Origin of the sequence: Hymenobacter fodinae (assembly GCF_004745825.1) — a bacterium.
GTDB classification, from domain to species: domain Bacteria; phylum Bacteroidota; class Bacteroidia; order Cytophagales; family Hymenobacteraceae; genus Hymenobacter; species Hymenobacter fodinae.
The window spans coordinates 1-13037 of the sequence record NZ_SRLA01000001.1; the positions used below are offsets into that span (position 1 = coordinate 1).

Genomic DNA, 13037 nt, shown 5'->3' on the forward strand with positions numbered 1-13037 from the left:
TTTTTTTCTGTCTCGTGTGCCTCGGCGCTTCCGGTTGAAGCGGGGTGCAAAGGTACGCAGAGCGTTTCTGCTTTTCCTAATGCGCCGCGCAACTTTTTCTGCGCCCGGTTCGTAGCCCGCCTCCGTTCGATTTGGGAGTGCAAAAGTCACTGCTTCTTTCCGCTTTTGCAAGCCTACTTACTGCTTTTTATTACATCAAAATGCTTTTCAAAACTTATATATTGATTGTCAACCATTTGAGCATTGAAGAAATATTAGATACAGACCTATTATTAAATGAGTGAGCTAAAACAGAAATCAAGTTGGCGCTACATCAGTATGGGAATAAAGGTAAAAGCCTCCCTCATGCAGCATGCATGAGGGAGGCTTTTACTACTATAGAGTTCATCAGCGATTATATCCTTCTACGAACCGCTGTAGCTCTTGGACGTTAGCTTGAAAGTCGAAAGCCTCATACACTTGATAGAATCTTTGTGGATCAATAACACGTGGATAGGCATATTTGGCTAGCTCGACACGGTTACGATCAAAAGTAAGCGTAGATAAAATACGCTTTAGATCCTCTGACTCTACGGCCGACTCTCGTAACGCCTCCCGCAGAATAGGTAGTTTGTTGTCATCAAATGACTGCCGCTGCACTGCTTGCAGTAATCTACTTACGTCTTGAGGAGACATAACGTAGTAGTTGGGACTGTTGCTGGGGTAAGTATTAGGGTAACCCGAGTTGTTAGGATAACTCGGCCCACTGGGATATGCGGGTCCAGGAGCAGGATAGGTTGGGCCGCCGGGACCATTTCCACCGGGGTACGGAGTACCATATCCTCCGATAGGTGGATAATTACCCCGGATAGGAACCGCAGCTACTTTACGCAATGCGGGAGGGAAGCCACTGCGAGTGAGCAGCACAAAACTGCTTTCTTGGCCACTGTCCAGAAATACTTGCGTACGATACGAAATACTGCGGCCATACCCAGTCGGGATAATAAATTCAGCCAGATGGTAGCCAGGGGGTAGTCTATCCAAAGCTACTTGGCTTGCCCCTCCCCTAGTTAAGGGACGACCATCAAAGATTAATTGAAAAGGGACTCCTCGCTCTGAGTAAAAAGTAGCATTGGCTGGAGCAGCTTGTAAGCTGCCCATTACTAGAAACAATAAAGCGATGCACAGGAGGTATACCTTCTTCATGGCAAGAGTTCATTACATGAAAGCAATTCATCTGCTTCCCTCTTGTCTAATGCCAAGTATTATGCCATTCTCTGAATATTCCACCTCTTGTGCTAGGCCTATACTGTTCTAATTTCATAGCCAACGCTATTGCATAGATCTTTATCAGTTGTTACCCGCTACACTAGCAATAAAAAGCCCCTACATTCTCGATGCAGGGGCTTTTTAAAGCAACTAGTGTTAGGCTTGTCTATTCAGCAATCTTAGTCACTTTGAATTCTGTCCGTCGGTTACGCTGGAATTCTTCCTCAGTCTTCGCATTCTTGATTACTGGCTGCGTCTCACCATAACCGCGAGCAGTGATACGGTTCTTATCAATACCCTTGGAAATTATATAGTCAACAGCCGACTGGGCACGCCGTTGCGACAATGCTTGGTTGTATGCATCCTTACCACGTGAGTCGGTGTGTGAGCTAAGCTCAATGGTAATTTGAGGATTGTCGTTGAGCGTTTGCACCAGTTTGTCTAGCTCCACAGCTGCATCAGGACGAATGTTTGCCTTGTCATAGTCGTAGAAGATGTTTTCAACCACGATGGCTTTGTTCTTCACGATTTTGGTGAGCGTCAACGTCACGGGGATTCGCACTTCATTCATTGGGTTAGGAAGCGCCTCCTGCGGCGGCTTCTGGCCAACTGTACTCACGGAGTTTCGGGCGGTGAAGTAGCCCTGCCGATTGGCAATGAGAGCATAGTTAGCCGCGGCAGTATCTAGCTTGAAGCTGAACTTTCCCGCTGGGTCAGTAGTAACGTCCTGCAGCTTCTGGCCTCTAGCATCGTAGAGCGTCACAGTTTCGCTAGCGACAGGGAGCGTCTGGCCCGTTTTATCGTTGCGCTCAACCAGCGTACCATCAGCAATAAAGGTCACCAGTTTAATAATGCTCTCACGGAACCGGTATAAATCGTCGGAGCCTTTACCGCCGGCACGATTAGAGGACATCACTCCGGTCTTGTTGCCGGTGAAGTATGGAGCAAAGTCGTCGCCGGTGCTGTTGATTGGAGCGCCTAAGTTGATAACTCTTCCTTTCTCAACTTTGAAGATGTCAAGCTTTCCTAGGCCAGGGTGTCCGTCGGAGGAAAAATACAGTGTTCCATCTGGGGCAATGGCTGGGAAGTTCTCGTTGCCAGCCGTGTTAATCTGCTCACCCAAATTTTCGGGAGGAGAAAAACGGCCTGGGGTATCCATGGTAGACCTGTACAGATCATTCCCCCCTTGTCCACCTTTGCGGGTAGAGGTAAAGTAGAGGGTTTTGCCGTCGGGAGAGAAAGAGGGTGCGAAGTCGTCAGCTGTGCTGCTGTTCACCACGCGTAGGATCTCGGGCTCAGTCCAAGCACCGTTCTTATTATAAGACACCCATAAGTCAACGCTCAGATATCCCTTCTTGGATCCGTTGTTTGACCGAGCGAAGACCATCATCTTGCCATCGGGCGTGTACGTGGCACTGGCTTCGTGCTTGTCATCGGAGTTGAACAATGGTTCGAGCTTCCGAACGGTGCCCCCCGTCATTTTATCCGTATCGTCAAACTTGACAGCGTATAGATCATTAAAGCCTTCGCCATTGCCTTTATACACTTTGCCTTCACGCCCGGAAGCAAAAATCAACTCTTTGGTTTCGGGCAGGATAGTGGCACTGAACTCCGCAGAAGGTGTGTTTACCTGATCAAGCGCCATCACCTCACTATTCGTGCGCATGGCTACAATAGCGGTAGAAGCACGAGCATTTTTTGCTTCCTGCTCGGCTCGGGCCGCTAGTGTACGGTTAGAACCGTTCTGAGCATACGAGTCGAATTGCGCAGCTGCTTCTTCAAACTTGCCATTTGCTTTGAGAGCCTCTCCGTAATAGAAAGCGGCGTCACTTGCTTTAACCCCACCACCAATTGCCGCTTTATAATACTCTTCAGCTTGATCAATGCGGTTAGAAAGTCGATACGATTCTGCTACCCGGTAATTAGACTGGGCAATATTTTTACCCTTGGCTACGTCAGCTTTATAGAGAGCAATAGCTGTTTCGTATTCGCCACGGGCGAAGCGCTTATCCGCTTTGCTCATACTGCCCGACGCCGCGCATCCACTTAAGAATGCAGCAGAGCCCGCAGCAGCACATACTAGGATAAAAGTTCTCATAAGCGGGGAAAGGAAGGTAGGGAAACCAGCCGGGCGTGAGTTGACCAACGTGGTGCTAATAATACTAAGTTTAGGTAGGACTTTTACAGGGCCCAGAGCTTTTGTACGCAGAGTTAGAAATAGCGGCTCAGCCAAGATGCAGCGGCCGGCGTAGGCCAAGCAGTCTGGAGTTGCGCGTGGCGGCCGATGGTGTTATCGAAGTACAGGGTATCAGGCAGCAAGCGCCCGTCGGCCACGGCTGCCCGCAACTCCCGGCGGTCAAGCAGCTGCACTTGCCCATCGAGCAAAAAGGCCAGCTGGCTTTTCTCCAGCAGCGACACCCCAAGTTGTTCTTCTATAGCTCGTACAAACCGGACGGAAGCATCAATAGAGCAGCCGCTGGCGTCAGCAACGGCCTCGTCTAGGCCTATCACCAAAAACTGCTGATGCAGAATTTCAGCTGATGCCTGCAAAGAACGACCGTGGCTGGTCCATTCTTCAGCAAACTGTTGCAAGATTGGTTGCACGGCGGCTAGCTCTGCCTCCGTGAGTGGCCGGTTAGCTTGATAGATCCATAGCCGAGCTGAGGCGGGTAACTGATTGAAAGGAACGTACATACTTCAAATTTCCAGAAGAGCAACTGGCCTATCAGTAACGATGGACCGCCCTATTTTCTTGTAAAAGAAACAGCCCCGCCGAGAAGTTCCGGCGAGGCTGCACACAAAAAGCAATTTTACTGGCCTAGACTGCTCCAGATTTAGGCGTTCAGGCCTTCAGCGGAGGCAATAAGCTCGGCAAGGTCAAACACCTGCACATCCGACTCACGCTCTTTGTTCTTGACGCCGTCGGCCATCATGGTCATGCAGAAGGGGCAGGCTACGGCAATAACGCTACCGCCGCGGTTGGAGCCAGCAGGCAGCACGGGGGCCGTGCTTTCAACGCCCTGCAGGTTCAGGAGCACATCGGCGTCGCCATCGAGGGTGGCTAATGCTTCCTCGGCACGCTCAATGTTGATATCCTTCTTGCCGGGCTCAGGCTCTTTCCACATTTGAGCACCGCCAGCACCGCAGCAGAGGCCGTTGGTTTTGCAGCGCTTCATCTCCAGCAGGTCGGCATCCAGCACTTCCAGTACAGCCCGGGGAGCTTCGTAGATATTGTTGGCGCGACCCAGGTAGCAGGAATCGTGGAAGGTAATGCGCCGCCCCTTAAAGGACTCCCCACCTTCAGCCTTCACCTTGCCCTCGTCAATGAGCTGCTGCAGGAAAGTGCTGTGATGAATCACCTCGTACTCGCCACCAAGCGCGGGGTACTCGTTTTTGATGGTATTAAAGCAGTGCGGGCAGGCCGTTACCACCTTCTTGATGCCGTAGCCATTGAGGGTAGTAATATTCTGCATGGCCTGCATCTGGAACAGGAACTCGTTGCCAGCCCGTTTAGCCGGGTCGCCGGTGCAGCTCTCTTCCATACCCAGCACAGCATAGTTGACACCCACGTGCTCCAGAATGCGCACAAAAGCACGGGTAACACGCTTGTAACGGTCATCGAAGGCGCCGGCACAACCAACCCAGAATAGCACTTCGGGAGTTTCACCCTTCGCCGCCAGATCGGCCATTAGTGGAACAGATACGGGACGCTTGGCAGTTTGCTCAGCCATATAAGTGGGAATGTAAAATCAGGGAGTGAAATTGGAAAAGGCTTGGCAGGCCTAGCGTACAAGTGGCCTAGCCAGCAACTGACGTCGCAGATTTGTCGGCCACGTACAGGTCATCGGCCCAGTTGAAGCGGTCGGAGGGTGAGAAGGCCCACGGCGCACCGTTGTTTTCAATGTTGCTGAACATCACGTTGAGCGAGTTGGGCGCCGCCGATTCTTCCAACACTAGGAAGCGACGCATCTCCACAATGCTCTCCAGCGGGTTGATGTTCACGGGGCAGGCTTCCACACAAGCGTTGCAGGTAGTACAGGCCCACAGCTCTTCCGGAGTTACGTAGCCGCGCAACAGCGTGTGGCTCTCGGCATCTAGTTGCTCCTGCGAGTCATGCTTAGCCTCTTTGCCATAGAGGTTGGGGCTAAATACCAGCGGCGAGTTATACTTCTCCTCCACCCGGTCGCGCGTGTCCATAATGATCTTGCGGGGCGAAAGCAGCTTACCGGTAAGGTTAGCTGGGCAAACCGACGTACAGCGGCCACACTCGGTGCAGGAATAGGCGTTGAGCAGATTGGTCCAGGCCAGATCATCCACGTCTTTGGCACCAAATGGCGTGGGCGCAGCGGCTGAGCCATCGGGGCCTACGGGGGGAGCCGGCACTTCATAACTAGGGTCCATCATGGCTTTCACCTCATGGGTGATGCTGTCTACATTGGAGAACTGGCCTTGGGGTACCAAACGCGAGTAATACACGTTCGGGAATGCCATGATGATGTGGAAGTGTTTGCTGCTCGGCAGATAATTTAGGAACAGCAGAATACCGATAATGTGGCCCCACCATCCAATACGCTCCAATACGGCAAGGGCAGTGGTATTCTCAGGGAATAAGCCCGTAAGGAGGCTGCTAATTGGAAAGGCGCCAGGTAACGTGCGGCCCTCCAGCTGGTGCAGCTTAAGGTCGGCGGTGTTCATGGTGAATAGCGCCAGCATCAGAATCACCTCCACATACAGGATGATGTTAGCATCCAATCTAGGCCAGGCGCGCATCTCGGGGCCAGTGAAGCGGCGTACACCCTTCACATTCCGACGCCACCAAAAAGCCGCTACCGCCAGCAGCACTAAAGCTCCAAGTATCTCATTTGTGCCAGTGAGGGCTGAATACAAGGGGCCTAGAAATTGTAGTACCCGATGCGTACCAAATAAGCCGTCAATGAGAATTTCGATGACTTCGATGTTGATTACGATGAAGCCTACGTATACAATCAGGTGAAGAATAGCCGGCGTAAGGCGCTTAAACATCTTCTGCTGTCCGAAGGCTACCAACAGCGTTTTTGAGAGCCGCTCATTGATGTTGCCGCTCATATCTCGGTCGCGCCCGACCAGGATATTGGCTCGTATCTTCCGGACTTGCCACGCGAACAGACCGAAGCCCGCTACTGCGACAAGCAGGAAGAGGATGTTTTGAATGGAGAAGTGCACGGGATGGGGTAGGTTTGGGGTTTAGTCCGAAATATACTCGGTATGCATAACAAATTACGGAAATTTCCCCGGAAAGATTTTTTTTGCAGAAGTATTGCAGGTTGATTTTGCTTTACTACTTTTGTGCTCCCCAACGGTTACAACGGCCCACGGGAACCAGAGCTGGTAATGTAGCTCAGTTGGTAGAGCACAGCACTGAAAATGCTGGTGTCGTTGGTTCGATTCCAACCATTACCACTAAAAAGCCCTTCTGCAGTGTGCAGAAGGGCTTTTTTGATTTCGTAGCTATAGCATTCTGCCCGTTTAGTACCGCGCCATTATCACGCAGGAATCAAGATTTTGATGATCAAACAATTATAACTCATTGCTGAGTGTATCCTGTAGGTCAACACTTGCCAATGTAGCTACTATTGTACAGTCCGGAGAAGCACCGTCCTGCTACTTAGTGCACTTGCGAAGAATCTGATTAAGCGGCTGGAGTAAATCGGATGCTCTTGCAAGGGCATTCACTAGAGCCCCTTCTGCAGCCCGGTGGGCCAGTTAGGAAAGCATAAGTTGGTGCTTGCTTCCGGGGTCGTTGGGATGGACGCCCCCCCCATGCAGCAGAAAAAAAGCTTCAATGTGATTTTGCAGGGTCACTACATCATCGCTATCTAATTCAGCCACTACGTGAGCCAATGATGATACATGCTGCGCAGTAGTAAGCATATAGCCAGGCTCGTGAATCCAAGAACAAACATATAGGCGAGTACCGTCGCGGCCAATTAACTGATGTTGGTAACGCATATCGGTAGCAGGAGAAAACTCCGCTTCAGTAGCAGCTACTGGGTAATCCCAAGAGCGATATAAAGAGAGCCTAACAAAACCGAGCTTTCGCAGATAGGTATCTTTTAGAGTAGAAAAGTTCATAGAGAGCAGTGCAACGAAGCTTCCATCTGCACTATAGCATCAGGTCTTTACAAGATGCTTACTCTAAGAAGATTCTGAAAGGACAACTAGTGGTGTATTGTGACAAAGTATATACCCCGAATTAGCTATGCAAAAGTCCCTACACTAGATCATAGCCATGTATTTACTACACAAATAACTGGATACATTCTGTTGATTTGTGACCGATAAGTAGTAGCGTTTCTACTTAATTTCTCTGCTTATACATTATCTGCATGAGAAGAAATACTGTTACAGAAAGCTCAACCATTCAATCATGGGTTTCTTGGCTTTGAGTTTAGATGTTGAATATCCACTTACGCACTGACTTGTAGGCGCCGACTAACATTATTAATTACAGTTACATAGTGCTTATAACATATTTTTCTAGTAAGATGAGGCGTCACCTCACCTTACTGATATGACTGCCTCAGATTCCCATCTCGCAGAGCGCCTTCCTACTACCATCTACGCCGACTCGGAGCAAGCTTCAGTGGCAGTAGCCCAACAGATTGCTAACCTTATTAAGCAACGAGCCAATGAGCAGCGTCCGTGCGTGCTAGGCCTAGCTACTGGCTCTACACCCACTCGACTGTACGAAGAGCTTGTTCGACTGCACCGCGAGGAAGGGCTAAGCTTTCGGCACGTTATAACCTTCAACCTAGACGAGTATTACCCAATGCCCCCAAGCTCTTTGCAGAGCTATGTGCGTTTCATGCACGAATATCTGTTTGACCACCTCGATATTCCGGCAGAGCAAATTCACATTCCGGATGGCACGGTGCCCCAAGAACAGGTAACAGAATTCTGCCAGCAATACGAAGAGCAGATAAAGGACGCCGGTGGCATTGACCTGCAAATTTTGGGGATTGGACGCACTGGCCACATTGGCTTTAATGAGCCAGGCTCGGGGGCTAATTCTCGAACCCGGCTAATTACCCTAGACCATATTACCCGAACCGATGCGGCCTCAGACTTTTATGGCGAGGAAAACGTGCCACGCCGGGCCATAACAATGGGCGTAGGTACCATTCTAGAGGCCCGCCAAGTGGTATTGCTGGCCTGGGGTGAGGGTAAGGCTGCGGTAGTCAAGCGAATGGTAGAAGGCGAAATGACGGACTCAGTGCCCGCTACCTACCTGCAGAAGCACCCGAATGTGCAGGTAGTACTAGATGAAGCAGCTAGCGCGGAACTTACCCGCATTAAAAGCCCCTGGCTAGTAGGCGCTACTCTTAACTGGCAGGACGATGCCAACCGTCGGAAGGCAGTGACTTGGCTGGCTCGCAAGCTACAGAAGCCTATCCTGAAGCTAACGGACCAAGAATATAATGAGTACGGGCTCTCGGCGCTACTTGCGGAATCAGGACTGGCCTACGATCTGAACATCAAAGTATTCAACCAGTTGCAGCGTACCATTACGGGGTGGCCCGGCGGGAAACCCAATGCCGACGATACCAACCGGCCGGAGCGGGCCGCTCCCTTTCCTAAACGCGTCCTTATCTTTTCCCCTCACCCCGACGATGACGTTATATCAATGGGAGGTACTTTGCTACGGCTGGTAGACCAGGGGCATGAGGTGCATGTGGCCTACCAAACCAGCGGCAACATTGCCGTATTCGATGATGAGGCCATCCGATTTGCAGAATTTGTGGCGGAGTATGACGAAGCGTTTAGACTAGATGAGCAACCAGCCGAAACACTGTACCGCCGGGTAACAGATTTTCTCCAGCACAAAGCACCAGGCCAGGTAGACTCAGAGGAAGTGCAACAGATTAAGGGCCTTATTCGGCGGGGCGAGGCAAAAAGCGCTTGCCGGTACGCAGGCATCCCGGATGAGAACATACACTTCCTTGACTTGCCCTTTTACGAAACAGGCCGGGTTCGGAAGAAGCCGATTGGGGAAGAAGACATTCGCCTCACAATAGAACTTCTGAACCAGATAGCCCCGCAGCAGATTTACGCTGCCGGCGACTTATCTGACCCGCATGGCACGCACCGCGTGTGTCTACAGGCCGTGTTTGAAGCCCTTCGGCGGTTGAAAGCCAATAACACTTCGTGGCTTCCGGATTGCTGGCTGTGGTTGTATCGGGGCGCCTGGCAGGAGTGGGACATCGACCAGATTGAAATGGCAATACCGCTTTCTCCGCAGGAGCTGGTCCGTAAACGCCGCGCAATCTTCAAGCACCAATCACAGAAAGACCGGCCTCTATTTCCGGGCGCCGACCAACGTGAGTTTTGGCAGCGTGCTGAAGACCGCAACCGTACTACCGCGCAGCTCTACGATTTACTAGGCCTCCCGGAATATGAGGCGATTGAGGCGTTTGTCCGCTGGCACTTCTAAGCCCAGAGGTCGAGTCAGGTGGCGCTACTACTTCAATGCGCTGCTTGGCTTGGCTGCGTGGTAATACTTGAGCACTATCCGGAATACAGCAAGCTTCCTGTTGAGCCGTTTGCGCAAACAGGTAGCCCTGCACTATGGCTCTGTGAAAATACTCGCAGGCATCAACTACCGACCCTTCCTGCTGAGCTACTCTTCCGAGCAAGAAATACACTTGGCCGCTGCGCGGAGTAAGAGTCAAAACCTGCCAGTAATCGGCACGAGCGGCGGCGAAATCCCGTAGCTTATATCTGGCTAGGCCTCGGTATAATAATAAACGAGCTACAAGGGTAGGGTGCTTAGCATAACGTAGACCAATGCTAAAATCACGGACTGCACCTGAATAGCGTCTTTTTACAAACAACAAGTCTTCTCCCCGCCCCAAACGGGCCCCAGCCAGAGTAGAGTCGAGTGATAAGGCTTGCTCGAAGGCTATTTGTGCGGAGTCGGGCTGATGCAGCATCGCATGGCACTGGCCTAGTCGCCACCACAGCATAGCTTGTTGCGGCGCTTCTGTTACTACTTGTAGCGCGGTCCGGTAGTCTTGCTGGGCGCTTTCGTACTCGTGGTAGATGAGTTGCGAAATCTCACCCCGCCGCTGGAGCGCCCGCACATGGCGAGGCTTAAACTCCAGCGTTTCAGAAAAGTAATTGTGAGCGGTGCTCCATTCGCCGTAACTGTAAGCCTCTATGCCATCGTCGTAATTGCTAGTGGCCGTTATGTAGTCCATTGTCACCTTCACAGAAGCAATGAACAAAAGCAGGCCTAGCAGCAATAAGCTCAGAAGCCAATAGTCGCGCCTGGTGAATTTTACCCGTTTGCGCGAAATATTATGATACGACCTCTCCGCCGACCCAGCGGGCCGACGAGTGCGCAGAGGCGCGGGCGGAGGCATAGGCACGCCGTAGAGATGCTGTGACTGCGCCCGGAACTGCTGTTGCCGACGAAGCTCCTCGGCACGACGAGCGGCTATGCTCAATTGGTAGTCGTACTGCGCACGTCGGCGGGGCTCTCCGAGCACATGATACGCAGCCGCTACGGCCTTAAACAAGTCTTCGTACAACGTACTTCCCCCGTGTTTATCAGGGTGATACTGTATAGCTAAGCGCTTGTAAGCCAGCTTGATCTCACTAGCCGAGGCGGTAGCTGATACTCCTAAAACCTGGTAATGATTCTGGCTCAAAATGCGACAATATATAGTAAAAGTACGTCAATTTTCAGACACTACGTACACTTTTCCGTATGAAGAAGCTCTTTGAAATGCAGGCTCCTATCCTGCTTTCTGACGCCTGACACTGTACCATTGTTCCCTGTTCAATTCTCTTTATCGTATGGGCCTCTTCTCCACTGACGACGACGATACCAGCAAAACGCCGCGCACCGACAATATGGTGAGCAACCTGATGGGCTACCTCGATACGCGTATTGATTTAGTGCGTTTAGAGACTCAGGAGAAGGTAAAACACGTCTTCATAGGCACTATGCACGGGGTAGCCATGGCTACCATTGGGCTGATGTTCTTTTTGTTTTTGAATGTGTTCATTGCCCTGCTGCTGAATGATGTATTAGACAGCACTTTCTGGGGTTTTGGTATTGTAGCTGCCTTCTATCTACTTCTACTTATCATTTTCATTGTAGGAGTCGACAAAAAAATGTTCCAGGGATTGGCTGACAAGCTGCTGGACAACACGATTTATAAATCCGACAAACGCCAAGCTTAATCGAACACATGGCTGATCTGCATAACCCGCTGTTTGAGGACGAAAAGGAGTTTTTGGAGCGCCAGAAACTTGAATATGAACGCGCCCTGAAGGGAGACGTTGAGGTAATTAAAGCTAAAACCCAGACCGTTGGTAAATACGCGGCTATTGGAGCTGGTGTATTAGGTGGGATTTGGCTATTATCTAAAGCGTTTGGAAGCAAAAAGAAGGAGTTAGGACCTGGAAAGAAAAGCCGGCGCCAGCAAAAAGCTTTAGCTACTAATACCTCTGGTCGCCGACTGCGCGGCAGTGCTGCCCGTTTGCAGCGTCCTTCCGCTTTAACTGGCGTAGATACTGCTGTGGCCGATGACTTGGGCTTTGGTACTGGTCATCACCAGTACGACCGAGGTCAGACACATGGCCGGGCTCATATCGCTCCCGAGGTGTACCACACCGACGCCGACCCCTTCGCCCCAGTAAACTACGCTGCCAGCTCCGACCGGATACCCGCTTATCGTTACCAAGCCGAAGAAGAGGAGCCGGCCCCGCAAGGAGAGGCTTCTTCCATAGTCGCATCAGCGCTCAAGTCGTTTCTGCAGTCGGATACGGGCAAGATGCTAGTAGCCCAGGCTTCGGCCGTGCTGATGGCCTACGTTGCAAAGAAAGCTGGCGACTATTTGCCTATCCTTAAAAATCCCGACCTTGCATCTTCCGCTAACGGCTACCATACGGAGCCGGAGACCCGGGATGTAGAGTTTACTTACCACGACGACGACGCGGATGCGCCTCACCAGTCTTTATGATGCCCTGACTAAACGCCGCAACCACGGCCAGAAGTCGTTGGCAATTTTACTTGACCCTGACCATTTGGATGAGGCAAATTGCCGGCACATTTTAGAGCTAAGCGAAAAACATCCGGTCGATTACTTTTTTATGGGCGGCAGTCTGGTGATGAGTTCTCACCAGGCTGCCCTCATTCGTTTCATAAAGAGCCGGTCGAGCGTACCTGTTCTGCTTTTCCCCAGCAACAGTCTACACCTCGATGAGCAAGCCGACGGCATTCTGCTATTGTCGTTGATTTCTGGCCGTAACCCCGATTTCTTGATCGGCCAACACGTTATTGCAGCGCCCTTACTGCGCCAGAGTAACCTGCAGATTTTGCCTACTGGCTATATGCTGGTAGACACCGGGCGACAGACTACGGCTAGCTACATGAGCGGCACCACTCCCCTACCCTACGATAAGCCCGCTATTGCTGCCTGTACTGCGATGGCCGGCGAGCAGCTAGGCCTCCGCTTGATGTACCTAGATGGCGGTAGTGGAGCTATGTACCCCGTGTCGTCGGCCATGATTCGGGCGGTACGGCAAGCAACTGAGGTACCTCTGATTGTTGGGGGCGGTATCAATACCGTTGATAAGGCTCAAGCAGCGCTCGTAGCCGGAGCCGATGTGATAGTAGTAGGTAATCAAATAGAGAAAAACCGTGACTTCTTGGGGGAAGTATCGAAAGTGGTACGCAGCTTTAATGCCATCAAGAATATGAGTCCAGAGCCACAGTAAATACACATGCTTTAGGCCACCTA

General features: G+C 51.3%; 11 protein-coding genes and 1 tRNA gene. 5 read left to right on the forward strand and 7 right to left on the reverse strand.

What is annotated here, in order from left to right:
* Positions 1 to 387: 387 nt before the first annotated feature.
* The 5 genes from EU556_RS00005 to EU556_RS00025 form a co-directional block, all read right to left on the reverse strand.
* Positions 388 to 675, reverse strand: coding sequence for a DUF4476 domain-containing protein (locus EU556_RS00005; RefSeq protein ID WP_135429755.1), 288 nt, complete (start codon positions 673 to 675; stop codon positions 388 to 390).
* Between the two features lie 739 nt (positions 676 to 1414).
* Positions 1415 to 3346: an OmpA family protein gene (locus EU556_RS00010; RefSeq protein WP_135429757.1), complete on the reverse strand. Its 1932-nt coding sequence runs from the start codon at positions 3344 to 3346 to the stop codon at positions 1415 to 1417.
* Positions 3347 to 3459: 113 nt separating this feature from the next.
* On the reverse strand, positions 3460 to 3942 hold the full coding sequence (locus EU556_RS00015) for a hypothetical protein (protein WP_135429759.1): 483 nt from the start codon (positions 3940 to 3942) through the stop codon (positions 3460 to 3462).
* 140 nt (positions 3943 to 4082) lie between these two features.
* Complete coding sequence (locus tag EU556_RS00020; protein ID WP_135432522.1) at positions 4083 to 4937, reverse strand: (Fe-S)-binding protein; 855 nt, start codon at positions 4935 to 4937, stop codon at positions 4083 to 4085.
* 109 nt (positions 4938 to 5046) lie between these two features.
* Positions 5047 to 6450 carry a 4Fe-4S dicluster domain-containing protein gene (locus EU556_RS00025; RefSeq protein WP_135429761.1) on the reverse strand — a complete coding sequence of 468 codons (1404 nt, stop codon included), beginning with the start codon at positions 6448 to 6450 and terminating at the stop codon, positions 5047 to 5049.
* Between the two features lie 164 nt (positions 6451 to 6614).
* Between EU556_RS00025 and EU556_RS00030 the strand changes: the two genes are divergently transcribed.
* Positions 6615 to 6687, forward strand: a tRNA-Phe gene (locus EU556_RS00030).
* Between the two features lie 303 nt (positions 6688 to 6990).
* On the opposite strand, the gene EU556_RS00035 is transcribed toward EU556_RS00030, so the two are convergent.
* The gene (locus EU556_RS00035) at positions 6991 to 7359 is read right to left on the reverse strand and encodes a hypothetical protein (RefSeq protein ID WP_135429763.1); all 369 of its coding nucleotides are present in this window, start codon (positions 7357 to 7359) and stop codon (positions 6991 to 6993) included.
* Between the two features lie 439 nt (positions 7360 to 7798).
* On the opposite strand from EU556_RS00035, the gene nagB reads away from it, so the two are divergent.
* The gene (gene nagB, locus EU556_RS00040) at positions 7799 to 9718 is read left to right on the forward strand and encodes a glucosamine-6-phosphate deaminase (RefSeq protein ID WP_135429765.1); all 1920 of its coding nucleotides are present in this window, start codon (positions 7799 to 7801) and stop codon (positions 9716 to 9718) included.
* Here the strand turns inward: nagB and EU556_RS00045 are convergent.
* Complete coding sequence (locus EU556_RS00045; RefSeq protein WP_135429767.1) at positions 9642 to 10937, reverse strand: J domain-containing protein; 1296 nt, start codon at positions 10935 to 10937, stop codon at positions 9642 to 9644. The genes nagB and EU556_RS00045 overlap by 77 nt on opposite strands.
* Before the next feature lie 148 nt (positions 10938 to 11085).
* On the opposite strand from EU556_RS00045, the gene EU556_RS00050 reads away from it, so the two are divergent.
* Genes EU556_RS00050 through EU556_RS00060 form a run of 3 tightly spaced genes read left to right on the forward strand, consistent with a single transcriptional unit; the run spans position 11086 to position 13014 of the window.
* A complete protein-coding gene (locus EU556_RS00050) occupies positions 11086 to 11475 on the forward strand; it encodes a phage holin family protein (protein ID WP_135429770.1) in 390 nt (129 codons plus the stop codon).
* A gap of 8 nt (positions 11476 to 11483) precedes the next feature.
* Positions 11484 to 12257, forward strand: a complete 774-nt coding sequence (locus EU556_RS00055; protein ID WP_135429772.1) for a hypothetical protein — start codon at positions 11484 to 11486, stop codon at positions 12255 to 12257.
* Positions 12235 to 13014, forward strand: coding sequence for a geranylgeranylglyceryl/heptaprenylglyceryl phosphate synthase (locus EU556_RS00060; RefSeq protein WP_135429774.1), 780 nt, complete (start codon positions 12235 to 12237; stop codon positions 13012 to 13014). Before EU556_RS00055 ends, EU556_RS00060 begins: the two co-directional genes overlap by 23 nt.
* Positions 13015 to 13037: the final 23 nt, after the last annotated feature.